Origin of the sequence: Citrobacter sp. wls711, from assembly GCF_005281055.1 — a bacterium.
In the GTDB taxonomy this organism is placed as follows: Bacteria; Pseudomonadota; Gammaproteobacteria; order Enterobacterales; family Enterobacteriaceae; genus Citrobacter; species Citrobacter gillenii.
The window spans coordinates 161,711-188,608 of record NZ_SZXC01000007.1; the positions used below are offsets into that span (position 1 = coordinate 161,711).

General features: G+C 52.1%; 17 protein-coding genes. 5 read left to right on the plus strand and 12 right to left on the minus strand.

Features of this window, described 5'->3' with window-relative positions; all coding sequences use genetic code 11:
* Positions 1–15: 15 nt before the first annotated feature.
* A complete protein-coding gene (locus FDW98_RS02750) occupies positions 16–1,260 on the plus strand; it encodes a mechanosensitive ion channel family protein (RefSeq protein ID WP_096757955.1) in 1,245 nt (414 codons plus the stop codon).
* Between the two features lie 3 nt (positions 1,261–1,263).
* Here the strand turns inward: FDW98_RS02750 and FDW98_RS02755 are convergent, their stop codons facing one another.
* The 6 genes from FDW98_RS02755 to FDW98_RS02780 form a co-directional block, all read right to left on the minus strand.
* On the minus strand, positions 1,264–2,244 hold the full coding sequence (locus tag FDW98_RS02755) for a LacI family DNA-binding transcriptional regulator (protein ID WP_096757956.1): 981 nt from the start codon (positions 2,242–2,244) through the stop codon (positions 1,264–1,266).
* 75 nt (positions 2,245–2,319) lie between these two features.
* A complete protein-coding gene (locus tag FDW98_RS02760; RefSeq protein ID WP_096757957.1) occupies positions 2,320–3,471 on the minus strand; it encodes a Gfo/Idh/MocA family protein in 1,152 nt (383 codons plus the stop codon).
* Positions 3,468–4,496 carry a sugar phosphate isomerase/epimerase gene (locus FDW98_RS02765; RefSeq protein WP_096757958.1) on the minus strand — a complete coding sequence of 343 codons (1,029 nt, stop codon included), beginning with the start codon at positions 4,494–4,496 and terminating at the stop codon, positions 3,468–3,470. Before FDW98_RS02765 ends, FDW98_RS02760 begins: the two co-directional genes overlap by 4 nt.
* A 15-nt stretch (positions 4,497–4,511) precedes the next feature.
* Positions 4,512–5,753: an MFS transporter gene (locus FDW98_RS02770; RefSeq protein ID WP_096757959.1), complete on the minus strand. Its 1,242-nt coding sequence runs from the start codon at positions 5,751–5,753 to the stop codon at positions 4,512–4,514.
* A gap of 165 nt (positions 5,754–5,918) precedes the next feature.
* Entirely contained in the window at positions 5,919–7,313 is a 1,395-nt protein-coding gene (pheP, locus tag FDW98_RS02775; RefSeq protein ID WP_096757960.1) for a phenylalanine transporter, read from the minus strand.
* Between the two features lie 166 nt (positions 7,314–7,479).
* Complete coding sequence (locus FDW98_RS02780) at positions 7,480–8,562, minus strand: YncE family protein (RefSeq protein ID WP_096757961.1); 1,083 nt, start codon at positions 8,560–8,562, stop codon at positions 7,480–7,482.
* A 300-nt stretch (positions 8,563–8,862) separates the two neighbouring features.
* Between FDW98_RS02780 and FDW98_RS02785 the strand changes: the two genes are divergently transcribed.
* The 3 genes from FDW98_RS02785 (at position 8,863) to FDW98_RS02795 (ending at position 20,778) form a co-directional block, all read left to right on the plus strand.
* Complete coding sequence (locus tag FDW98_RS02785; RefSeq protein ID WP_096757962.1) at positions 8,863–10,038, plus strand: DnaJ family molecular chaperone; 1,176 nt, start codon at positions 8,863–8,865, stop codon at positions 10,036–10,038.
* Between the two features lie 614 nt (positions 10,039–10,652).
* On the plus strand, positions 10,653–11,231 hold the full coding sequence (locus FDW98_RS02790) for a LuxR C-terminal-related transcriptional regulator (protein WP_096757963.1): 579 nt from the start codon (positions 10,653–10,655) through the stop codon (positions 11,229–11,231).
* A gap of 196 nt (positions 11,232–11,427) precedes the next feature.
* Positions 11,428–20,778 (plus strand): autotransporter outer membrane beta-barrel domain-containing protein, encoded by a 9,351-nt coding sequence (locus FDW98_RS02795; RefSeq protein ID WP_096757964.1) that lies wholly within the window; start codon positions 11,428–11,430, stop codon positions 20,776–20,778.
* A gap of 145 nt (positions 20,779–20,923) precedes the next feature.
* Here the strand turns inward: FDW98_RS02795 and FDW98_RS02800 are convergent, their stop codons facing one another.
* The 6 genes from FDW98_RS02800 to rclA all read right to left on the minus strand — a co-directional run bounded on the left by FDW98_RS02800 (position 20,924) and on the right by rclA (position 25,786).
* Positions 20,924–21,691, minus strand: coding sequence for a bifunctional diguanylate cyclase/phosphodiesterase (locus FDW98_RS02800; protein ID WP_096757965.1), 768 nt, complete (start codon positions 21,689–21,691; stop codon positions 20,924–20,926).
* A gap of 96 nt (positions 21,692–21,787) precedes the next feature.
* On the minus strand, positions 21,788–22,369 hold the full coding sequence (locus FDW98_RS02805; protein ID WP_170973020.1) for a LuxR family transcriptional regulator: 582 nt from the start codon (positions 22,367–22,369) through the stop codon (positions 21,788–21,790).
* 21 nt (positions 22,370–22,390) lie between these two features.
* Entirely contained in the window at positions 22,391–23,086 is a 696-nt protein-coding gene (locus FDW98_RS02810; protein ID WP_096757967.1) for a pilus assembly protein PilZ, read from the minus strand.
* Positions 23,087–23,474: 388 nt separating this feature from the next.
* Positions 23,475–24,035, minus strand: a complete 561-nt coding sequence (rclC, locus tag FDW98_RS02815; RefSeq protein ID WP_096757968.1) for a reactive chlorine resistance membrane protein RclC — start codon at positions 24,033–24,035, stop codon at positions 23,475–23,477.
* 11 nt (positions 24,036–24,046) lie between these two features.
* Positions 24,047–24,283, minus strand: coding sequence for a reactive chlorine resistance periplasmic protein RclB (rclB, locus tag FDW98_RS02820; protein ID WP_170975193.1), 237 nt, complete (start codon positions 24,281–24,283; stop codon positions 24,047–24,049).
* 177 nt (positions 24,284–24,460) lie between these two features.
* On the minus strand, positions 24,461–25,786 hold the full coding sequence (gene rclA / locus FDW98_RS02825) for a reactive chlorine resistance oxidoreductase RclA (RefSeq protein ID WP_096757970.1): 1,326 nt from the start codon (positions 25,784–25,786) through the stop codon (positions 24,461–24,463).
* 236 nt (positions 25,787–26,022) lie between these two features.
* Here rclA and rclR point away from each other — a divergent pair, with 236 nt between their 5' ends.
* Positions 26,023–26,877 carry a reactive chlorine-specific transcriptional regulator RclR gene (gene rclR, locus FDW98_RS02830; RefSeq protein WP_096757971.1) on the plus strand — a complete coding sequence of 285 codons (855 nt, stop codon included), beginning with the start codon at positions 26,023–26,025 and terminating at the stop codon, positions 26,875–26,877.
* Positions 26,878–26,898 lie beyond the last annotated feature (21 nt).

Genomic DNA, 26,898 nt, shown 5'->3' on the forward strand with positions numbered 1-26,898 from the left:
TATTAAGGAGACGTTATGCAGGAATTGATATCTCAGGTAGAAGACCTCGGCATTGAAATGAATCACACCACTTCGCTGGTGATGATTTTTGGCATTATTTTTATCACCGCCATTATTGTTCACGTTATTTTGCACTGGGTGGTACTTCGCGCATTTGAAAAACGCGCCAACGCCAGCTCCCGCCTGTGGCTGCAAATCATCACGCAGAACAAGTTATTTCACCGCCTGGCGTTTACGCTGCAAGGTATCATCGTCAATATACAGGCCGCACTCTGGCTACAAAAAGGCAGCGAAGCCGCAGAGATATTAGTCACCTGCGCCCAGCTGTGGATCATGATGTACGCCCTGCTGTCGGTCTTTTCTCTGCTCGACGTTATTCTTAATCTGTCGCAAAAACTCCCCGCCGCCTCGCAGTTGCCGCTGAAAGGCATCTTTCAGGGCATCAAGTTAATCGGCGCGATCCTCGTCGGCATTCTGATGATTTCGCTGCTGATTGGTCAGTCACCCGCCATCCTGATAAGCGGTCTGGGTGCCATGGCAGCGGTCTTAATGCTGGTGTTTAAAGACCCGATCCTCGGTCTGGTGGCCGGAATACAGCTTTCGGCCAACGATATGCTCAAACTGGGTGACTGGCTGGAAATGCCGAAATACGGCGCGGATGGTGCGGTGATCGATATTGGTTTAACCACCGTCAAAGTGCGCAACTGGGATAATACCATCACCACCATTCCTACGTGGTCGCTGGTCTCTGACTCGTTTAAAAACTGGAGCGGCATGTCAGCGTCCGGCGGTCGGCGAATTAAGCGCAGTATCAGCATCGATGCCACCAGCATTCGTTTTCTCGATGAAGATGAGCGCCAGCGATTGCATAAAGCGCATCTGCTGAAACCGTATTTGACCACGCGCCTTCAGGAAATTAACGAGTGGAACCAGCAAGTAGATGCGCCTGAATCCGTCTTGAATCATCGCCGGATGACCAATATCGGGACGTTTCGCGCCTACCTGAACGAATATTTACGTCACCATCCGCGCATTCGCAAAGATATGACGTTAATGGTGCGCCAGTTAGCTCCGGACGACCACGGGTTGCCGATTGAGATTTATGCTTTTACTAATACGGTGGTGTGGCTGGAATATGAAAGTATTCAGGCTGACATCTTCGACCATATTTTTGCTGTGGTCGAAGAGTTCGGATTACGTATTCATCAGTCGCCGACCGGGAATGATATTCGCGCCCTGTCAGGGGCGTTTCAGCGTTAATCTTTAGCTACTGGCGCGCGCAATATAGCGCCAGTCCATCATCACCCTTTCTGTTGGGGCATCGGGGTTATCGATTTTATTCAGTAATAACCCCACCGCCTTGCGGCCAATATCACGCGAAGGTTGCTCAATAGTTGAAAGCTGTGGCGAGACCATTTCAGCCAATTCCGTACCGTCAAAGCCCACCACGGCGATATCCTGCGGGATCTGTAACCCGGCGTTGCTAATAGCACGCATCGCACCGGCTGCCAGCGTGTCCGATACCGCAAACACCGCGTCGGGTTTCACCTCGGCCGCCAGCAGGTTTTCCATCGCCGCGATCCCGGCGCTGGAACTTAACTCACGGGCGTACTCCACTGCCTGATACTCCAGCGATAACGCATGCAGCGCCGCCTTGTAGCCGCGTTCACGCAAACGGGCGTATTTGTAGCTCAGATCATGGTTGATCAGCGCAATACGGCGATAGCCCTTGTCTACCAGATGCGATATCACCGACTGCGCGGCGTCTACATCGTTAATGCCCACGCAGGAAACCGCGCCTTTATCGGCATATTCCGCACACTGCACCCACGGAGCATCGCCAATCAGGGAGGTCAGTTCCGGTAATTTTGAGAAGGCATCCATGGTGATGATGCCATCAACAATTTTACCTGACAGCAGCTTCAGCGCTGACTTCGAACGCGCTGTATCCGAACCGGAATTACACAGCAGAATGCGATAGCCATTTTTCTCCGCCTCCTCCTCAATACCTTTCACCACCTCGGCACAAAACGGGTTGGCAATGTTGGAGACCATTACGAGGATCATCGAGCTTCGCGCCGTACGCAGTTGACGAGCCAGCAGGTTGGGCTGGTAATTACTTTCCTTAATAGCCTGCAGCACACGTTCACGGTTTTTGACCTTGACGGACTCACTGTTATTCAGCACACGTGATACCGTCGCTACCGACACACCGGCAAGCTGGGCGATTTTTTGAATAGACATAACGACGACACATCCTGCGTTTTACGCTTTGTGCTGAGGCTACCATAAAATCACCGCCCGGCGAACCGGACCGGCTTAACGCTGTACCGACACCCAGCGCTGCTGTTGATGGCTTTTTATAATCGCATCAATGATGTACATTACGTCTGCGCCATCCTTGAACGAGGCAAAACGTCGGGCCTGTGGCGCGGGCATTTGGCCTGTCTGTACGGCCTGATAGAACTGCAGCATCATATTTTTAAACGCATCCGGCCAGCCCTCAATATGCCCACCGGGGAAATGCGCGCTGGCGGCGACATCGGCATTCATTAGCCCCGGATCGTCCGTCAGGATCTGGTTCGCCTGCTGGCGGTGGCCCACCCACAGTTGCTGCGGCGTTTCCTGATCCCAACTCAACGCGCACTGGCTGCCACTAATCTCAAAGCTCAGATGGTTTTTGCGCCCGGCGCTAACCTGCGAGACGCTAAAGCAGCCTTTGCTGCCGTCGTCAAACCGCACCAGCACCGACCCGCGGTCTTCGGTGGTCACCGGTTTATCCTCCAACTGCCGACCAACCGTCTGCGAATTAAACGTCGCACCACCGGCCGCGTCCGCTTTCCGCGTGGGCCAGACGATCGCCAGATCGGCCATCACTTCAACAATGCGTTTCCCGGTGACAAACTGCACCGTGTCGCACCAGTGCGAGCCGATATCGGCCACCGCCCGCGAACCGCCGCCCAACGCCGCATCAACCCGCCAGTTGTAGTCGGTCTCCAGCAGCATCCAGTCCTGTAAATAGCTGCCCTGCACGGCAAACAGACGTCCAACGCTGCCATTGCGTACCATGCTGGCCGCCTGCTGCACCATCGCAAACTGGCGATAGACAAAACTCACGCCGTGCACGACCCCCGCCTGCTCCGCCAGCGTCACCAGTTCATGGGCCTCTTCGGCGGTCATGCACAGCGGTTTTTCAGAAAATACGTGCAGCCCGGCACGCAGTATCTGCCGGTTGATGTCGGCATGCAGATGATTCGGCGTACAGTTGTGGACCACCTGTAGCCCAGGGTGCGCCAACAGCGCTTCCACACTGCCATAGGCATGAGGCACCTGTAGCAGGCTGGCCCGCGCCTGAGCCACCGCCAGCGAACTGTCGCAGAGTGCCACCACCTGCACATTCCCCAGTCGACGCAGCGCCTCAATATGCGCAGGCCCAATAAACCCGCTGCCAATAATGCCAACCTGGATCATTTGCGTACCTCATCGCCTGCGGCGAAATCATCAAATGCGTGGGATGAAACCGGAATAATATGCCGCTGAATAAACTCACGGCCTTCGCGGGCACCGGTTTCTGCGTCTTTCAGGCAGCATTCCCACTCCAGTACCGCCCAGCCGGGATAATCATATTGAGTGAGCTTGCTGAAAATCGTTTTGAAATCAACCTGCCCGTCGCCTAATGAGCGGAAGCGTCCAGCGCGGTCGATCCACGGCTGGTAACCGCCGTAGACGCCGCTGCGGCTGCTGGCTCGATACTCCGCATCCTTGACATGAAACGCTTTTATGCGCGAGTGATAGGCGTCGATGAATCCGAGATAGTCCATCTGCTGCAACAGCAGATGGCTGGGATCGTAGAGCATATTGCAGCGCGGATGATTATCCACCAGCGCAAGAAAACGCTCAAACGTGATGCCATCATGCAGATCTTCGCCGGGATGAATTTCAAAACAGACATCAACCCCCTGCTCATCAAAACCGTCGAGAATCGGCCGCCAACGGTCAGCCAGTTCCTGAAATGCCTCGGCAAAACGCTGCGCATTATGCGGCGGCCAGGGGTAAAAATAGGGCCACGCCAGCGATCCGGAAAACGTGGCGTGCGCCGTCAACCCCAGTTTTTGCGAGGCTGCCGCAGCCTGGTGTAACGTCCGCGTCGCCCACGCCTGTTGGGCCTGTGAATTGCCGCGTACCGCCTGCGGCGCAAAACCATCAAAAGCGTCATCGTAGGTGGGATGAACGGCAACCAGTTGGCCTTCGAGATGGGTGGACAATTCGCTGATCGTCAGTCCGTGCTGCGCCAGCATTCCACGAATATCATCGCAGTAAGTCTGGCTAACAGCGGCCTGTTCAACATCAAACAGCGACGCATGATTACACGGCATCTGTATGGCTTTGTAGCCCAGCCCCGCTGCCCACTGCGCCAGCCCGTCCAGGGTATTGAACGGGGATTGCCCGCCGATAAACTGCGCCAGAAAAATCCCCGGTCCCTTAATGGTTCTCATAACCCCTCCTGAATATTACGCCTGCTCTTTCTCGTCATACTTGAAAGAGAAAAGGAAAATCACGGCAATCACCGCCGCTGCAACCGCCGGGATCCACCAGAACGGGATCCATGACTCAGGTACTGCCTGCCCCGCCACCAGATGGTTATACAGCGCACCGGAAATTTGCGAGCCCAGCAGCATGCCGATCCCGTAGGTAAACATTACGATCATGCTTTGCGCCTGGCCTTTCACCTTTTCCCCGGCAATACGGTCGGTGTAGATAAAGCCGACCACAAAGAAGAAGTCGTAACACACCCCGTGCAGCAAAATACCGAGATACAGCAGGATGCGCCCTTCTTCGCTGATGCCCAGCGCAAAGAAGGCGTAACGCACAAACCAGGCACACATACCGATCAGCAGCATGTATTTCACGCCCAGCCGTCTGAACAGGAATGGGATCACCAGCATGAAGAAGATTTCGGACATCTGACCGAACGACATCGCGGTACTGACATCCCCAACGCCCGCATCCGCCAGAAACGATGCGGTGTACGCGTAGTAGGTCCCCAGTGGTACAGAGATTAACGTAGCGCAGAGTGAGAAGACGAAGAAATGACGGGTTTTGAGTAAGGCGAAAGCATCGGCGCAAAACAGATCGCGGACTTTTACCGGCAACCCTTTCGCGGGCGCAGGCGTGTTTGGCAGCGTCAGGCTGTAGAGCGCCAGAATCACAGAGATAACCGCCGGCAGCGTAAAGATGCCGGTGGTATCCGAAATGCCGGTCACGCCGATAAAGATCCCCGCAACAATCCAGCCTATGGTGCCAAACACCCGTACTACCGGGAAGGTTTTGTCTTTATCCGACAGGCTGTGAAACGCGATATTATTGGTCAGCGCCAGCGTCGGCATGTAGCACAGCGTGTAGCCAAACAGCAGGCCAATCAGCAGCGCACCGTTTTGCGCTACCAGCGCCTGCGGCACAAACCACAGGATCGCCGCCCCGGCGAGGTGCATCACCGCCATCACTTTTTGCGAGGCAAAAAAGCGATCCACCAGCATACCTAAGACAAACGGCGACAAGATTGAGGCTATCGGTCCGGCGGAAAACGCATCGCCAATCAGCAGCGACATGTTGTGCTGGCTCATCACCAGCCCCAGCGTGACGGACCAACTTCCCCAGATAAAGAACTGTAAGAACATCATCAGCGACAGCCGCGGCACCAGCAGCCGGTACTGTACGCTCTGTTTTCCACTACTCTCGGTTGTCGACACCATTTTTTGCCCCACCCTTAAAAAAGTAATCGATTACAAATAGGTTCAAATGAAAAGTAATCGATTACAAAATAAAGATCCTGTCAGTAAGAACAGAACTGGGAGATCAATCACGATAAAGTTCAGGGAGTGACCGATCTCATCGCAAAGGATGAGATCGGTAAGGGATTAGCGGGCTTTACGGCGCAGCAGTTTGAAGGCCACAAACAGGAACAGGATCCATGCCGGTAGCAGCATCGCCGACAGACGCATCTCATCCATGGTGCACATCAGCACCAGAATCATGCCGAGGAACGCAATACACAGGTAGTTTCCGGCCGGGTACAGCAACGCTTTAAACTGAGTGTCACGCCCTTTGCGACGCATTGCCGCGCGAAAGCGCAGGTGCGCCAGGCAAATCATGATCCAGTTCAACAGCAGCGTCGCCACGACCAGCGCCATCAGCAGGCTGAAGGCCTTTTGCGGCAGCGCGTAGTTGATCAGCACCACCAGCGAGGTGATCGCCCCGGAAAGCACCAGAGAATTAACCGGTACACCGCGACGGCTGACGCGGGTCAAGAACTTCGGCGCATTGCCCTGCACGGAGAGGCCAAACAGCATGCGGCTGTTGGAGTACACGCCGCTGTTATACACCGACAGAGAAGCCACCAGAATAACGAAGTTCAGCGCGGAAGCCACCACGTTGCTGTCAAGATTATGGAAAATCATCACAAACGGGCTGCTGTTTGATTTCACTTCAACCCACGGGTATAGCGCCAGCAGCACCACCAGTGAACCGATGTAAAACAGCAGAATACGATACACCACCTGGTTTACCGCTTTCGGAATACTTTTTTGCGGATCCTGCGCTTCTGCCGCAGTAATACCGATCAGTTCCAGCCCACCAAAGGAGAACATGATCACCGCCAGCGAGAGGATCAGCCCGTTCCAGCCGGTGGCAAAAAAGCCGTTATAGCGCCAGAGGTTATCGATACTTGCCTGTTCGCCACCGTGACCAGAAAACAACATCCAGACGCCGAAGCCAATCATGCCAATAATCGCCAGCACTTTGATCAGTGCAAACCAAAACTCGGTTTCGCCATACAGTCGCACGTTGACCAGGTTGATGGCATTGATGATCACGAAGAATACGGCGGCCCAAATCCAGGTAGGCACATCGGGAAGCCAGTATTGCATGTAGATCCCAGCCGCCGTCAGTTCAGCCATGCCGACCAACACAAACATCACCCAGTAGTTCCAGCCAGACAGAAAACCGGCAAACGGTCCCCAGTATTTATAGGCAAAGTGGGCAAACGATCCGGAAACGGGTTCTTCAACCACCATTTCGCCCAGTTGGCGCATGATCAGAAACGCGATGATCCCGGCTACGCCATAGCCCAACAGCACCGCCGGTCCTGCCATTTGAATCGCCGGGCCAATGCCCAGAAACAGACCCGTACCAATTGCGCCGCCCAGCGCAATTAACTGAATATGGCGGTTTTGCAACCCCCGCTGAAGCGTCGGCTCACTCGTTGACGCGGCATCGGACACGCTGGTGTCGGATGCAGATGACGCGTTTTTCACGCCCTACCCCTGTGTCGTTTATATTGAAGGGGCTTCTTTTAACATTTCAACCTGGTTGTCGCAAGGCGCAATCGTTTGGATACGTCGGGCATCCTTGCCCAACGCACCGAGGCGCAGGAAAAAAGTCACAAATCAACGGACGTTAGCGGAAGCCAACACGTTGTTGTTATTTATTCAGATCAATACGCACCACGCTATCGGGCGCATCCGTCGAGTGGTCCTTATTAAATTTCTGCTTCACGGTGACAAACAGCGTTTGCCCATCCGCAGAGAGTTGCAGGCTGTTCGGGTTCGGCGGCAGATCCCAGCTTTTCTTCACGCTGTAGTCGGTTGCATTCAGGCTAAGTAGTTTCCCGGCATCGCGCTGGGTAATATAGATTTCGTTGCGCTTTGCATTGAATTTCACCGCTAACGAATCGCCAACAGCGAGTTGTTTGAGCAGTTTGCCGGTGTGGATATCCAGCACCAGAGTGGTTTTCGCTTGCGAGTTATCGGTGACAAACAAACGGCCCGTTTGCGCGTCTTCCGCCATATTCAGCAGCAGCGCCGGTTTCTCTCCCAGCGGCTTCCAGCGTTTCTCAATACGCTGATTACGCGGGTTGATCACCAGGATTTCGCCGCCGCCGTTGGCGGCATAAATACGCTGAGTGGCATCAGAATAATGCAGTCCTGTCATCCATTTCCCGGTATTTTTAATACGGGTTTTCAGCTTCAGGGTTTCGGCATCCACCACCCAAATTACCGCCGGGTCAGCCACCGCGCCAATATAGAGCAGGCCATTATGCAGCAGCACCTGACGCGCACCGTACGGGAAACCTTCGGCATTACGTTCCGGGAACAGTACACGATTTTTCACTTTACCATCGGCGGTATTCAGGGCGCTCAGGCCGCCGTCCAGTGAGTTAGTAACGTACACCGTTTTACCGTCTGGCGAGAGCGCCATACCAAAGTTTTTCATATCGGTATGACTAAGGCCGAGAGTCTTGAGCGTTTTCGGGTCCAGTTTGTAAACCACCCCGCCCTGGACATCTTTAAATCCTTCCGCACTGGCAACATACAGTGCATCGCCCGCCGGACTCAGCGCCATTTCATACAGACCATCAGCCAACGCACGCTGCTGGACATCAGTAGCAGCTGGCGTCACAGCTTTTTCCTGTACCGCCGTACGACTGGCTGGCGTTGAATGTGCGGCACAGCCACTTAGCGCTGCGGCAATCAGCAATGCCAGAGCGGATGTTGTTTTTTTCATTGCGGGGATCCTTACCAGAGTGTACGGAAATGGTTAATAACAAAAGAGAATGAGAACTATACGCATTATCTTTATTGAATCAAGAATAATTAGATCGTGAATAAAAAAGATGAAACGAAGGTTTGAAGAGTGCGACTGACGCGCGCTACCTCCGCTTTCTTATAATTACCGTGAATTATTCTGGACGAAAAGGCACCGCAGGCCACAAAATGCACCTTACTGTTTTTTCAACATTTTTAAACGCGTTCCCCAGGTCAGGTTCCTGTCACGCGCTTTAAGCCACGCCGGGCAGCGACCGTCATGAATAAGATCATTAAACGTCTTGAAATCATCAAAAGTGCCATCGAACTGGAAGATGACGAGATCATTTTCCAGCAACTGGTGCATTTGAAAAATGATGCGTTGACGGACGTACCCAAAACGATCGTTCAGGCACTTGAAGCACGACGCTTCAGCGATGCACTGCATGAAATCACCGGCTGGCTGCAATCACAGCGAGCGGTATCAACGTGGCAAGATCCCGGCATCGCTGCCAGCAAACTTGAGCTAAAAGCACTTGAAACACAGTTGCGCGACTTAATTGATAAACGCAATGCACGCATTCAAATCCTTGATGACTTCAACGACTTGTATCATCAGCACCTTGGGCCACTGATGAGTCGTATTCTCGAGTTGCGTAAACATCTGGCCGCCAGTGCGCAACGTAAGCAGGAAGCTGAGCGCAAACGCCGGGAAAAAGATTATCAGTCCTGTCAGCACTTTATTTCTCAGGCGGTCGATCAACTGGCGCAGCTCAAACAGCAGTGGATGAGCCAGCGTTCAGACTCGCGCGAATCAGTGGAAACCCGGCAGCGCATTCAGCAGCAAACGGAGCTTATCACCGCCCTGCTGGCGGAAATTCGCGAACTGGAAAACGACTTTTCCCGCCAGGATGACAGCGCCACCCGCCAGGCGCAGGAAGAAGCCCGTCACGAATATGATGAATATCAGGAGCAACAGCAGGACGCGCAGCATCGTTATAACCGCGAACGGACACTTTCTCATGATGAGCGCAATGAACTAAAACGCCTGTGGCGGCAGGCCAGTCGCCTGTGCCACCCGGACGTGGTTGCGGATGACCTGAAAGAGAAAGCGCACCAGATGATGGTGCAGTTGAATCAGGCGCGACAAAATGCCGATCTGGCCGCCGTTCGTACGCTGCTTACCCAGTTGCAAAACGGTCTCGAACCGATGATGGCAAGCGACCGCCTTAACGATCTGCAACATTTACGCCGCAAGATACAGCAGCTCAGAGAGCAAATTAGCAGCTTGCTCAATGAAATTAGCGAACTGGAAGCTGAGAACGCCTGGCGTCTCGCCGCCTCTGTGACAGATAAGGATGCCTACTTTGCCGACCAACAACGGGCGTTAACCGAGATCCGCAATACGCTGGAAGATCAGGTACGCCAGGTCGAGCAAGAACTGCTGGCCGGATAAGCCGGCGACGTACAAAAAACAAGCTAATCGCTATTCTTTCGTGTGATTTTCAAATTAAGCACAAAAAGACAATTTTAGAATTAAACCCTTGAAATCTATAAAATCAAAGCACATAACACCATAAAACAAAATGAAGACGTAAATAAATTTGAATATGACAATATTTTCATCCTTCCTCTATAGACCCTCCGCGTCAACCCGGTTTAAGTTAAGAATTATCTTACAGCGTTCTCACTGTGCTAAAAATGAGCCCTATCCAACTGAATTACGCTCTTTTTTGGCGACCTTCTTAGCCACACCTATCAGAATCCCCTGTGCCTTTAGGGTTATCCAGTCCGCAATTTTCTCGATTCATAAGCGAAATCTATCAATCATCTGCCCAGAGGTGATTTAAACGATTTATCTTAAATTTTAACAAAGTGTAATATCAACATTAAGAATAGTTAAAGATTTTAATAAATACAGAAAGTATCTGTTGAAACCGAAATAAATAAGGATACGTTCAAAACACAGAACGGGATATTCGTTTTAATTAACATTTCACGCATCGCGAGGAACTCTTTTTAATAAAAAAAAGAGGCGATTGCTTGCATCAAAATTTCAAGGAGATCGTTATGTCTAAAGCTGTATTTTTGGGTGACTCACTTTACCCGTGGCTTGGCATGCGAGAAATTTTACGTGGTTCAGCATTATTTACGGATATCACGTACCACTCCTCTCAGACGCTTTCTGCCGTCAACATACATTCTCATAAATTGGATTGCATCATTATTAATCCTGGCAATTCTGATTTTTTAAAATATGCCAGAATTATCCGCAACATGGCCTTACGCCCTGCGACGATGATTATCGTTCTGGCCGATGAAGCCACTTTTTCACTTTTTCAAACCGTTTGCGGGATGAACATGCATTTTCTCGATCAAGACGACTCTCTTGATCAACTTTTGCACGCGTTCACCTCTATCACTCAAATAAAAAAATCAATAACTATCAAATCAGTACATAACAAAATAACCGCAAACGAATTTAACGTCATAATGATGTTGGCCCGCGGTTGGACGCTGACTCAAATCGCCGGCGCATCGCAAAAAAGTGAAAAAACCATTGGGGCGTACAAAAGCAACATTGCCAGAAAGCTTGGCAAAACCAATACCCGGCTCAAGTACACCATCTCGCACTATAGCCAGCCGTAACTGACTTATTTAAGGACGACCATAACGATTATTTTTTAAAAGGGACTCACTTTCAGTTCGTCTTTTATTCCGCGAAACCCGGAAGGTATCCCCATTTTTAAAAATCGACCTGCCAGGTAGCACTCCCGCGTGCCAACCATAGCCAACAACTCAACGTAATAACGCATGCAATATAAAATGCAGACAAGGGTTATATATGAATAAAGTTTACAGCATTATTTGGAACGCGGTACTCGGTATCTGGGTTGTCGTTTCCGAATTAACCAAAGGCAAGAAAAAAAGCAGTTCGCGTAAAACTGTCGCGGTATTGGCGGCCAGTGCATTAAGCGGTGCTTCAATGCTGGCATCTGCGGCACCGATTATCGATACAGGTGAGCACAATATTTATACTGACTACCAGAGAGGTATTTCAGCTGAGGTAAGTGAAGGAATTCATAATTATGGCTTCTTATATGAAGATAACTCTACCGGTCAGGCGCTCAACATCAGCGGCGCAATCCCAACGATTGCCCCAGGCCAAAGCGGCGTTGTGGAGTCAACCACCATCAGAGAGCTGCTGCAAAACGGAAAAATCACCCTAAAAGCCACCAGCCCCGATCAGAACGTCAAAACGATCTCCACCGTGGAGCAACTGGCAGAATACCTGACTCATACTCAATCGGCGAAACCTTCGCAGAGCACGGATTTTGATGTTTTTGATCCGGCGCTTCCGGGAGAACCCGAGCCAATTAAAGTCTTCGATACCAGCGCATTAGCCGGGTTTATCACCGAATCACAAATCGGTGATGCGGTGTTGAACACTTATGATCCACAGCAAACGCAAATCTATAAGCAATTTGGTATCGCGCTGGCGACAAACGGAGGCATCGCCAATCTGAATATTGGCAACGACACGCTTAACGTACGTGACAAGGCCAATACCATCGAATTGCTGGCCAAAGATTCCTCACTGCTGCAAGCGCAGGGCGCCAACAGTCAGGTGAACTGGCAGTCCGATAACTACATTAAATTCAACGCTGCCCCGGTTGTACCAACGGAAACATTTCACGGCTCACGGACCACCTCCGTATTTGGCACTGATGTAACGCTAATGGCTTACGGTTATAACGATGCCGGTGAGGTTATCGAAGAAGGTACCAAAACGTTCTCGATTACGACGGCCGCGAAGCTGGCTGAGTTCAATAGCTGGCTATTAGGCGAAAGTGATGACGCCGCACAAAAACCAGATGGACAAAAAGTCAGCCAGATCCAGCTGTGGCTGGATGTCGAAAATAGCCAAATAACGACGGTATCCGCTGCGCAAGCGAAGTATGCCGAGTTGATTGAAAACGTGCTTAGTTCCGGTAAAAAATCTGACGTTATCTCCTGGGATTATGACGTCTGGACCGACGGCCTGTCGCATACGAATAACACTACCGCCGGGCGTGGTGAGCTGCACGCCATCTATGCCAACGGCGCTGGGACTACCGGCACCCTAAACCAAGGTGCGATGATCGCCGTTGACGGCAGCATTAATGGCGTAATGAAAGCCATTGACGGTGGGGTTATCACTAACCTCGGCGAACTGAACGCATTGCGTTCCTCCGGCGGGCAAAGTCTGGCCATCGGCATGTTGGCGAAAGACGCCACTGCTACCAACCACGGCACCATCAACTCCGGGTTGTTTATTGATAAAGACGGTAATCAAAAGGTCAACAGCTATGGCGCATTTGGTATGCAGGGACAAGGCGCCAGCACCATTACCAACAACGGCACCATCAACCAGGCCATCACCACCGATAACTTCGGTACCGCCTCTGCCGCCGACCCCTGGAGCAAGGATAATCCCGATACCTCGCTGACGCTGGCCATTGGCATGCAACTGTCCAACGATGCGCAGGGCGTGAATAACGGCGTTATCAATATCGTCGACGGGAGCAAAAACGGTGCATCCTATGGTAAAGGCACTGCCTTTGGCGTAGAAGTCGCCGACAACGCGACCTTTACCAACGCGCAGAATGCCTCTATTTATCTTGGTCGCAACGCCAATGATCTGTCCCTGGATGCCACCCTGCCAGGCGGTTCCAGCCCAAGCGCCGGGATCATGACCAAAAGTGCCAGCGAGGTCATCAATAAGGGGCTCATCACGCTGGGCGTCGGCATACGCAACGCTGCGGGGATCTTGATCGGCAACGCGACTGGCAACGTGCTGAATACCGGCAATATTGTGGTCAATGGCGATGGTCGCGGAGGGAATATCAAGAACTACGGCATCACTGTTCGTGACAGTGGCGCTGAGAATGGTCAGATCATTCGCAATGACGGCAAGATCAACGTCAATGGCACCAACAACGTCGGCATTCACGTCAGCGCGACGAAAAAAAATGCCCTGGTGACCACCAGCGATTCAGGCTCTATTGTGGTAGACGGTACCGGCGGTGTGGGCAACCGTAACTACGCTATCTGGGCTGAGGGTGGCGTTAATGGTCAGGCGACGGTCAACGTCGATTCCGCTATCACACTTAACAAAGCCGGGAACATCGGCGTGCACGTGCGTGATAACGCCATCGCGAATGTCGACACCCTGAGCAGTCCACTATTCAACAGCACCAACCAGATTGGTTATTACCTGTATGGCAAAGGGGCTACCGCCAACATTGGTCAGGCGGTGATGAATGACAACGGTCAGGCTAACACCACTATTTTTCGTCTCGCTAATGGTGCAAAACTTGCGGGTAATACGACCAACCCGAAAGATAATTCGAGTTCCAATCTCGACCTGACCTTAAGCGGCAAAAACTCCGTCGGCGTCCTCGCCACCGGCGCAGGCAGTAGTGTAGACACCGGCGAAGCCACGTTTAGCGTGAAAGGCTCCGATTCCGCAGCCCTGCTGATTGAAGGCGGCGCGAAAGGGACCATCAGCGATAAAACCACCATCAATTTAACCGGCGAAAGAACCATTGCCGGGATTGTTGACGGTCAGGCGCATCAGTTGAATGGCGAGGTGCAAGGTAACCCGACAGAAACTACCCTCACCTCAAACGCGAAGATCACCTCTGAAACTGGCGGTAACGAGGTTATTGCCTATGTGGCAAGAAACCAAGGCAATCTGACCCTTGGTGCCAACGCCATTATCGATCTAGCCAGCACCGACAGCATCGGTGTTGATGTGCAGCAAGGCGGGCGTTTCACCAACAATTCCGACAATGCCCTGCATGTCAGTAACGGTATCGGTGTTCGGGCTTCAGGAGGCAATGCGCAGATTAATAAACTGGGCAAAATCCTGGTCGATGATGGTACCGCCGGGGTTCTGCTGACTGAGGATGCCAGTTTGCTGATTAACGGCATTTCCGGTGACAGCATTACTACCAACGGCACTGCTGACGGTATTCGCCTCGCCGATAAAGCCGGTGCGCTGTCCGCGCAAAGCGTGATGATCCGCGCCGATGGAACTGGCGCAGGCATTCAAAACGATGCCAACAACAACAATATCCTGCTGCGCAACGTGACCATTGATTCCAACGATGGCGCAGGGATCCGCACCAGCGTGGCGCTCACCATGACAGATCGTGACAGCGAGGGAAATATCCTCAACGTTCACGGGAAAGGTACCGGCTTCGCCTTTGAACAACGTAATGGCGGCGAAACATCGGGCGACCTGAGCATAGGCAAAGGCTATACCATTGAGGTCCTTAAGGCTGAAGGCAGCGGTATTCGCGCGAATACTGATGGCGCGCTCACCACCAATGCCGATATCAATGTGCGTGACGGCGCCGGCGGCTCGGCGATCATCGCGAAGAACGTCAGCACCGTCAGCAATAGCGGCAAAATTACCTCTGCCAGCACCAGTGCACCGGTGATTGATGCCAGCGGTGACAGCAATAAAACAATCACCAACACCGGCACCCTGCAGGCCATCAACGACACTGCCGTAGCCATTCAGTCTGGTAAAGGCAATGACGCCATTGATATCAGCGGCGGTGTGACCAGCGGCGTGATCAACACCGGTGAAGGTAAGGACACCTTTAACTGGCAAAACGGCACCTTTGCGGGCGAGGTGAATTTCGCCGGCACCGGCGGCAACAATACAGCCAGCATCGGCAATGTGATGCTGGATAAAACGCGCCACATCATTACCGCTGCGGGTACGGGCAACGCCCTCACCTTCACCAACACCCACGGCGACAGTGCAAAAATTGGCAGCCTGAACAGCGATAACCAGACCACCGGCACCAACATTGGCACCGGCTGGGACTCGCTGACCATTACCGGGTCAAACGCGGATGTCCGCGTCGTTGAAAATCTGAGTCTGGCGAGCAAAACCATTGCCGTAAACGATGGTGCAACGCTGCGTACTGGCGATCACGGTGAGTCCACCAGCACCGCCGCGACCATTGGCAATTATGACGTGAAAACCCAGGGCACCAGCAGCAGGGTTATCTTTGATACCCAGGGCGATACGTCAGCCGCGCAAATTTACAACGGTGTCATTAGCGGTGACGGGAAATTTGAACGTAAGGCAGGCGGGACCACGGTCTTTACCAACAACAACAGCTACACCGGTTCTACCACCATTGATCAAACGGGGACACTGCAGTTAGGTTCCGGCGGCGATACCGGCGAAGTCAGCGCCGTATCAAACATCCTCGACAACGGCGTACTGGCGATTAATCGCGCCAATAATGTGCTGCTCGGCGGCGTGATTTCGGGTATCGGCGCGCTGCAGCAAATCGGCGGTGGTATTACGCGCCTGGCGGGCAATAACACCTATACCGGTGACACCACCGTCACCCACGGTACGCTGCTGGTAAACGGTAATCAGAGTGCGGCTACGGGCGCAACCACCGTCAGCGGCATGTCCACGCTTGGCGGTAACGGCACTATCGGCGGCAACGTGCTGATGAACGACGCCTCGACCCTCAGCGCAGGTGACGGCGGTGCGGGAACATTAACCATTAACGGCGGCCTGCAACTGGGCAGCAAAACCACCTCCGCCTTCGAGCTGGGTCAGGCTTATACGCCGGGTGGCGCGCTGAATGACCTGATTACTGTCACCGGCAACCTGCAACTGGACGGGACGCTGGACGTCACCACGTCTCAGGGCGGTAATTTTGGACCGGGTGTGTACCGTATTTATAACTACGGCGGCACGCTGGATAACCGGACGCTGGAGCTGGGCGCGGTGCCAGACAGTCAGGATAAGAACAACATTTTTGTCCAGACCTCTATCGACAAACAGGTCAACCTGGTCAACGCCAACGGCGTCACGCTGCAATTCTGGGACGGCGCAACCGTCAACCAAAGTCACGGTAAATCGGGCATTGAAGGCGACAGCAAGATTGACGGCGGCGATGGCAAATGGATGGCGATTGGCGATCAGGGCGACAACAACTGGACAACGGCCACCGGCGAGGGCAATGCGCCGTGGGCGCAGAAATCCTTCGCCGTGTTTACCACCAAAGGCGGTACCGTCACCGTGGATGACGCCAAAGGTGACGTCAATTTCTCCGGAGCACAGTTTGACGCCGACGGCTATGTCGTGAAAGGCGATGCGCTCAACGCTTATGCCACCACCGAAACGGCCACACATGCGGGTCAAACGCCGGGCACCGGTGAACTGCTGCTGCGCGTCGGGGCCGGTGGCGCGGGACAAAACTATACCGCGACCATTGAATCTATCCTTCGCGAGGCCAGCGCCCGCGATCGGCTGACGCTGGTGAAAACCGACCTCGGCCGTCTGATCCTCAGCGGTGATAACGACTATCGCGGCGGCACGCGCATTGACGGCGGCACCTTGCAAATCTCCGCCGACAGCAACCTCGGTCAGAGTGGCACGGATTTGGTCATCAATAACGCCTCCACGCTGCAACTGGGCGCTGATTTGACCAGCAACCGTACCATCGAGCTGGGCGCCAATGCTAACGCGGCGGTGTTTGATCTCAATTCGCACCATTTCACCCCAACCGGCGATATTACCGGTGATGGCAAGCTGAAAGTGACCAGTAGCTCAAGCGATGCAGGCAGCATCTTAACGCTTGACCGCGCCAACAGCTATCAAGGGGAAACCGAAATTGCCGGGACCGGGAATAGCCATAATGTGACGGTTAACGTCAGCAAAACCGGGGCGTTCGGCAGCAATGAAAGCAGCACTGTTAACGTCAATAACGGCGCAACGCTGAATATCAATGGTGCAGACACCAGCCTGACATCGCTGACCATGAACATCGCCGACAGTCTGTTAACGCTGGCCGATACCGTCACTGCCGCCAGCGCCAACCTGAATCTGACAGGTAAAGCGAAAGCAGTATTACGCGATAATGCCACCGCCGCTAACGCGACGATCAACGTAGCGAAAGACAGCACCCTGGCACTGGAAGACAACGCCAGCGGCGGCAATGCCACGGTAAACAACAGCGGCCTGATGACCGCGGCTGATAACGCGATGGCGGAAAATACGGTGGTCAAAAACCTGGCGGACGGACTGGTGGATGTCAGCGCAGTCAACAGCGCCACCTCCATCGGTTCACTGTCCGGTGCGGGTAATGTCGAGCTGGGTAACAAGCAACTGTCGCTGGGTAATCTAAATCTGGCTGACACCATCAGCGGCGTTATCAGCGGCAACGACGGCAGCCTGGTGAAAATCGGCAACGGTACGCTGACCCTGACCGGCGACAACACCTGGACCGGCATCACGGATGTTGACCAGGGCGTGCTGCTGGTCAACGGTAATCAGTCTGCCGCAACCGGCCAGGTCACGGTGAAAACCGGCGCTACGCTCGGCGGTAACGGCATTATCGGCGGCGCGGTGGATGTGCAGGATAACGGTCACATTACCGCCGGTGCGGCCATCAACAGCGTCGGTAAACTGACCACCGGTTCGCTGACGCTAAGCGATAACGCACAGCTGGATTATCAGTTTGGTCAGGCCTATACCCCAGGCGGAGCTTTCAACGATCTGATTGATGTCAACGGCGATCTGACGCTTGACGGCAAGCTCAACATCGAGACCTCACCGAACGGCAGTTTTGACGTTGGGGTTTATCGCGTGATCAACTATACCGGCACGTTGACTAATAACGTGATGGATATTGCTAACGCACCGGAAGCCGCGGACAGCCTGTATGTACAAACCTCGGTTAAAAATCAGGTAAACCTGGTCAACCATGCCGGGCTAACGCTGCGCTTCTGGGACGGCACCGGCGGTGAGAACGGCAACCTGAAAAACAACGGCGTGATTAACGGTGGCGACGGGATCTGGCAATCAAGCCTGGGGAATGACAACTGGACCACCGATGAATCCACGCCAGAAGGCGCGCTGAACGCGCCATTTACCGATGCCGCGTTTGCCGTCTTCCAGGGCGAGGCGGGCAATGTGACGGTCGATAACAGCAAAGGCGACGTCATCATCAGCGGTGCACAGTTCGCCACCGACGGCTATCGCGTCGGCGGAGAGGCTATCACCACCGATACCGCCAATACGCTGATCCGCGTTGGCGATGGTACGGTAGACGGCGTTAACTACACCGCCACCATTGACAGCGCGATCCGCGGCACCGGCGGTCTGAATAAAGGCGATCTTGGTACGCTGATCCTCACGGGCGACAATACCTACAGCGGTGGCACCACTATCACTTCAGGTACGCTTCAGGTAGCCGGTGATACCCACCTCGGCGCAGCAGATACTGGCATCACCTTTAATGGTGGTACGCTGAAATATGGCGACGCGTTCGATACTGCACGTCAGGTAACGCTGGAATCCGGTGGCGGGACATTCGACACCAACGGGCACGATGTATCCCTGCTGACCGAAGTCGAAGGTCATGGTCAGTTGATTAAAACCGGCAAAGGTTCACTGACCCTGACGCTGGATAACACCTACACCGGCGGTACCACCATCAACCAGGGCGTATTACAACTCGGCACCGGCGGCGATATCGGCAGCATTCAGGGTGATATCGTTGATAATGGCGTGCTCAGCGTCAATCGCGCTGATACCCTGGCATTAACCGGTGATATCAGCGGCAAAGGTCAACTGCACCAGACCGGCAACGGCACCACCGAGTTGCAGGGTAAAAACAGCTACAGCGGCGCAACGCTGATTACCCACGGCGTGCTGCAAGCGGGTGATACCAACACCCTGAGCGCGGCGTCGCACCACTATGTGGTTGCGGACACTACGCTTAACACCCAAGGCTACAACCAGACGGTAGCCGGGCTGAGTAACGGCGGCGATGTGTCGCTTGTCGGTCAGCAAATTGGTACAACCTTAACCGTCAAAGGAGACTACACCGGCGAGAAAGGCACCATCAACATGGCAGCCACGCAGAATGGCCGCGGCGCGGGTATTGCCGATCGCCTGATTATCGATGGCGGTAAAGCCAGCGGGAAAACGTTGCTTGATGTTGACGGCTCCGGCCTCGGCGCGCCTACCGTGGGTGACGGCATCGAAGTGGTCACCGCGCTGAATGGCGCCACCACCACCGCTCAGACCTCGCGAGACGCCTTCCATCTCGCCGCTGAACGCATGGCTGCGGGTGCATTTGAGTACCAACTGCACGCCGGTAACGCGCAAGGTCAGGGTGAAAACTGGTATCTGAGAAGCGAATACCGTCCGGAAACCATGCTGTACTCCGGCCTCGCCAGCATCGTTCGCCAGGGTGACATCAGCCTGCTGGGTAACATGCACCAGCGTATGGGTGACGAGGTGAAACCGGGTATTGATGAAGATAACCGCGCGTGGGCCAGAATGATTGGTTACTCCGGCAAAACCAAGCTGGACGATGCGACAGGGACACAAACCAGCTCACATACCATGGGCATCCAGGTCGGCGTCGATATGTACGCCAATGAAAGCTGGAAAGCCGGGATGTATGCCAGCGTGCTCGACATCGACAGCAATGTTAAAGGCACCAAAACCGGCAGCGATGGCAAAGGCGGTAATATCGATGACAACGCGTTTTACGTTGGCGGTTATGCCACCTGGTTCTCGGATGACGGAATGTATGTCGACAACGTCCTGCAGTACGGTAACCATAAATCCCGTCTGTCGGCATCCGGGAATAACGGCTCGTACACGGTGAAAGGCAATACGCTGACAGCCTCAACGGAAGTGGGCAAGTCATTCCGTTTAGGCGCCAGCGCCTGGAGTCTGGAGCCGCAGGCTCAGTTGATCTACCAATACAGCGATTTTGATAACGGTCGGCTTGATGGCGTGACCCAAACGAAAGTGAAAATGGATACCGCTGATTCGTTTACCGCGCGTCTGGGTGTGCGTCTGGTTGCAGACTATGATACCAACCACGGCAAATTCCAGCCTTATGGCCGGGTGAACGTCTGGCAGGGTCTGGGTTCAAAAGACAAGACGCAGTTTAGCAATGCGGTTGCCACCACTACGCTGGAATCGTCACAGCAGTACTCCAGCACCGAAGTCGCCGCCGGTCTGAGCTGGTCTATTGACCGGAATGTGCAGGTCTACGGTGAATTGGGTACGCAATTTAGCAACGGCAGCAGTAAGTCGCAGGTTGAAGCCCCGGTCAATGCGTCGATTGGCTTTAAAAGATCGTTTTAATCTGACCTAAACATAGCCCGCCCCCTGTTTTTGCAGGGGGCTTTTTTATGCGCGAGGGAATCAACATCGGTTGTCCGGCGGTTGTCCAGATAACGCGCGTGCACCGCCATCAGGAAAAAGGCGTTATAGCCCAGGGAGAGAGTGATTAACGGCTAAATTGGGTTAACAGTGTGGGAATGTCTTCGGCCATCACCGGAGGAGAGATAAAAAAACCCTGAATTTTATCGCAGCCAATCAGCGTCAAACGTTCTAACTGGGCATGGGTTTCTACCCCTTCCGCCAGCACTTCAATGCCAAAATTGTGCGCTAATGAAATAATACCCTCAACGATCTTTGCCGATCGAGTATCGGGCTCGATGCCTGCAACAAATTCTTTATCAATCTTTAAGGTATCAAACGGATACTTCAGCAGATAATTAAGGTTAGCGTGCCCGGTACCAAAATCATCAAGCGCCAGCTTCACCCCAATCGCCTTCAGTTCTGTCATGTTTTTAGCGGCTATCTGGCTGTCGCACAGCGGCGACGTTTCCGTGATCTCTATTTGGCATCGATGAGCAGGTAGTCCACTGGCGGCGAGATTTTGTCTGACACGTTGTGGGAGCAGTGGATCGCAGAATTCAAGGGCAGAAATATTAACAGAGAGAGAAAGAGGGTCTGGCCAGGAGGCGGCAATATCCCATGGAGGGTTGCTTACCATCTCCTCTATGGAAAATATATTGCCGCTATTTTCCAGCACCGTAATAAAAACATCAGGGGAGATCATGCCCATCTGTGGGCTATTCCAACGCATTAACGCTTCAAACCCACTAATAGTGTGGGCTTGTAAGTTAAAAATAGGTTGATAAACCATATAAAGCTGACTGGTATTGAATGCTTTTTCAAGCGCCGTTAGCACATCACTGGAATCTAACACACCCCTTCCCCCCCATCACCACAACAAAAACCAGTCGAAATCACTCCCAAATTGTATCTACTTTTACGTATTTCACATCAGAAAAGAATATTCAGATCAGGGTAAAAAAGACAAGCTATGGGTAAACCTAATAATTAATTTATTTAAATCAGAGGTATTGGCCAGTCCCAGTTTCGTAACGACCCGCATCTTGTGCGCTTGAATCGTTTTATAATTCAAACTGACTAATTCAGAAATTTCTCTGGCAGTATAACCACTTACCAATAGATTGAGGATCTGCTGTTCTCTTTCAGTGAGCCTTTTCTGCGACCGATACAGTCGGGGATTCCATTTCCCAACCGCCAGCGTAGCCAGTTGTCCAAAATCACGCAGTGATGACTTTTCCGTCAGGACAATGGTCTTTTCCACATATAATAACTCAACACATAATTTCGCCACCAAACTGTCAGCGACAATGACAATAACGTTATTATAAAATTTAAATCGGTTTTTATTCAAAAACTGCACAATTGCAGAACACGGTTGTTCATTGTTAATGATATTAAAAACCATTGTTTGATGTTGGCACAATGATGATTGCTGCAACATATCCTCAAACGGGAATGTTTTGATAGGGATATGTTTACTTGTCAGATAGGCGAACATACCGCTGCCCACAAAATTATCAGTGCCGCACATCAACATCCTGTTCACCGTTCCTTATAAACTTCGAATCTTATTACTCATTAAAAATTTGATGATTAATTTCTCGACTTCCGCCTCTTCACGACGGTTCTTATAGTCAAACTCGCACGATATCTGGTAGCAGGAGTACAACTGATTATCATCATCAAACTCATTGATCATGACGACATCAATCACTTTGAGATCAAGCAGTAAACTGCCAAACACATCAAAATCCAGAGCGGCACCTTTAATAACCGCATCTTTATAAAGGAATCGTGCATTCACATCCTTAACAATTAATGCACAGCCCCCCTGAGAAATATTTTTAATCTTCAGTGAGTAATTTTCGCCGTTTTTGTAACGACCAGAACAGAAAAAATCATAGCCCTTGAGGAAGGAGAAACGCTGATTTTGTCGCTGTTGCGCAAAGAAAATCAAATCCGGGATAAGGTACGACAACCCTGCTTGCGCATCACCTGAGGACGCCTGTTCATATCTGGCACTAAATTTAACAATCCCGCTATCACTGTGCAGGATGAAGTATTGGACCTTTTCAGGAACGATGTCTTTGTGCGGGGAAAGCACAAAGCGCTCGAAATCAATCTTTTCTAACTGTGTGATAACGCTGTTGTTTTCACATAAGACTTCCAGTTTAGTCTTCTTGTGCAACTCTTCACGCAGGATCGCTATGATTTCAAACTTGTTGTCCTTTGCTAATCCAAAGCTCATTCTCAAATCCTTACTTCCATATTTAAGATATGTTTCGGTCTTGTTTGTAGACAAAAACACGAAATCAGCATCCACTCCTGGCGCTTAATTACCTTAGTGGATTCCATGTCAAACTGTTGATAAAAACTTAAGTTTTTAACTATCTTTAATCTTTTATTGATATGTAAAAACGTTTGATAAGGGTTAATTCTAGCTGAAGCGATGTCTAAAACCACGCTAAGTTGCGCAACAAGCATAACAAAAAAGAATAACAAGACGTTTTAAGCAGTAGTTTGGGGATAACGAATTTAGCTTACGGCAAAAAAAAGCCAGCATCATGCTGGCTCCGGTAAATACCGTATAAAACTCTAGTGGCATACTCTCTTACAGGGGGTAAAACGTGAGAAAATCAGTACTGCTGCTTAACGAGGGCCCGGGCTGAATCCGCAATTATCATTACCGCCCCTGCCAGCATTAACGTATCTTTTAACACGAGCCGCCCGGCCCCCGATAAATACGGGAAACCGTGGTGCAGATCGCCTAGCGGCATAACCCATGCTTCCGGCGTGGTGATTAAAAAAGACAGGGTGACAATCGGTGTGGCGAATGCCAGAATCCCGCCGATTAATCCCAACCTGCGGCTGAGCGGATTTGCCAGCACCAACAAGGCAATAATTATCTCAACCACGCCCAGTCCATTAGAGAAGCTGTACGTATTATTCGCTGCTTGCCATTCCCGCTCCTGCGGTTTAAATTCCCCTTCATGCGTCAAATGCTGCTGATACTCTTGCGGATGTTCATAAAAAAATGACATTAGCGGACTGTTGGCCACGAATGGCGTAATACTGTCGGCTTCGTATGGAACGAATTTTAATAATCCGATCCAGATAAACACAATGGCGATGCTCAGGCGAATCAGGGTTAATCCGATGCGATCGGCCTTGCCCAGTAAGCGAAGATATTTTTCCATACCAACCGCCCTTACTTGTACAAAATCGCCGTGGCGTAAGTGCTGCTGTCAATACGCATTGAGGTGATTTTCCACGATGATGCCTGTTTCTCCTGCGCCAGCTTTGCAATGGCCTCCTCAATCACAGAAGGCGCGGCTGAGACGGCTGACACGCTAACGTGGGCAATTTCGGTTGGCGACTGCGCCAGCGCGGAAAACGTGGCAGGTGCAGTCAGTAAAGAGGTCATCAGTAAAGTTGCTTTCAACATATTCATTTCTATTTCCATTAACCAGTCAATTCAGTGTTAATAGAATAAACTCACACATCCTATTTATTGCCATCCGTAACGCCAGAATAACTGTTCATACGTATTATTTAGGTAATGTGCTACACGCATAAAAAAAGCCCCACACGGGTGGGGCAAAAAGGCAGACACAGCGTTTTATTATTTAACTAATGCGAATAGATCGTTTAATGATTCGCTCATGCTCGGGTGGGTAAATATTTGGTCACGTAAAACGGTATAAGGTAATCCGGCATCCATAACGGTTTTAACGATATTAATTATTTCATGTGAATCTACACACAATAGCGAGACACCTAATATCCGTTGGGTATTCACATCAACCACGGCTTTGAGCATACCGCGCGTATCATCCATCACCCGAGCCCGCGGGATCGCCGTAACGGATAACGTCACGACCTGGACCTCTGCCCCGCTGGCTCTGGCCTGCTCTTCGCTCATCCCCACGCGAGAAAGCGGCGGTGTCATAAACACGGAATACGGCACATTCTGGCGGTCGCCGGTGTTGCGCAACCCATCGCCCAATAAACTGTCGCGCACAATGCGGAAATCATCCAGCGAGATATAGGTAAATTGCAACCCGCCAGTCACGTCGCCCATAGCCCAGATATTATCTGCCGAGGTGCGCAGATATCTATTCACGATAATTCCGCCCCGATCGTTGACGTCCACGCCAGCATTTTTCAGTTGCAGTGCTTCCGTTGCCGGTTTACGCCCCGAGGCGATCAGTAGCGCGTCCACCGAATGCGTCTCTTCTGGCATCTGTATCTGTACCGCACCGTCCTGGGACGATACAGAGTGTACATTGGCGTTCAGAATCAGCTCGACACCTTTGTCGCGCAAAATGTGGGCAATGGCATCAGCGACATCCCGGTCTTCACGCGGTAAAAATAGCGGCGCGGCTTCAAAGATAGTGACCTTGCTTCCAAAACTGGCAAACATGGACGCGAATTCCACGCCAATGTACCCGCCGCCCAAAATCCCCAACCGCTGAGGACGCTGCGCCAGATTCAGCAACCCAGTGCTGTCGAATACGCCAGGTGTGCTGGATAATCCTTTAATATCAGGCATCGTCGACTGCGCACCGGTATTAATGAAAATCTTCTCGCCGCGGAGTTCACGCGTGCCGGTCGCCTGGATGACCCGCACAGTATGGTTGTCAACAAACTCAGCGCGCCCTTCAATCACATCGACATTGTCCTGATCGGCCAGGTTATGGAAGTTTTTATCACGCAGAAAGCGAACAACGTCTGTTTTGCGTTGCATTGCGGCGGCAAAGTCATGCTGCATTTCGGCATCATGCACCAGCGTTTTAGTGGGTATACAGCCGATATTGATACATGTCCCGCCATACATGGTGTTGGACTGCTCAATAATCGCCACCTTCCAGTCTGCTTTTGCCAGCGTCGCCGCCAGCGTTTTACCTGCTTTGCCAAAACCAATAATGATCGCCTGATACTGATTCATACTGCCTCTTTGCAAAATCACTGTTCATTTGTTAACCCGAAGTATAAGGACTGACGGACATGAACAGCGTATCCATAACGCGCCTATTTATGTCTAATCGTCTAAAGACAACCATGCAAAGCCGTGAAAGCACAAACCATATTACCAACTAACCATTTGATGGTATTAATTTAATATAAAATTATAGCGATAATGGCGATATCTCCCTAAGGGTATAAAATTGTTCAGGAGTCTTTATGGACGCGCTTAGCCGATTATTAACGCTTAATGACCCGCAGGGGTCTATTGATAAAAACTGCTTGTTGAGCAGAGACTGGCAGTTGCCACATGCTGCGGGAGAGCTGTCGGTTATTCGCTGGCATACGGTAACTCAGGGTGCGGCTCAGCTTGATCTCCCGGACGGCTCGTCCTACACGCTGCATCCTGGCGCAGTGGTTATGCTGGCACAAAACTCCGCCCACCGGCTGTGCCAGTCAGGCGAGGAACAAACGCATCTCGTCTGCGGAAGTCTACGGTTGCAGGCATCTTCACGCTATTTTTTAACCGCGCTGCCGGAATTGCTCATTCTGGCCCCCGAGGAAAATAGCCCTGTTGGTCAGTGGCTGAGAACCATGATTGAACTGCTGCAACGGGAATCAATGAGCACGCTGCCAGGTTCTGAGGTGGTATGCAGCCAGCAATGCGCCACGTTGTTTACCCTGGCCGTACGCGAGTGGCTGACACGGGCTGCGCCGGGCAAAAACATGTTGAATCTGCTGCTGCATCCCAAACTGGGGGTTATCGCTAACCTGATGCTGGAGTTGCCCGCTCATCCGTGGACTGTCGAAGAGCTGGCGCAGCGCGCGCATATGTCGCGGGCCAGCTTCGCGCAACTGTTTCGTGAAGTATCAAACTCCACACCGCTCGCGGTCTTAACCACATTGCGTCTGCAATTTGCCGCCCAGATATTAGCGCGTGATTCACGGCCGTTGATCGTGATTGCCGAGGCGGTGGGCTATGCCAGCGAATCGTCATTTCACAAAGTCTTTCTGCGTGAATACGGCTGCACGCCGGGTGAGTACAGAAAGCGGGTCAAGGCGCTGGAAAAATAGCGCTGCGCCTTGTTGGGTTCT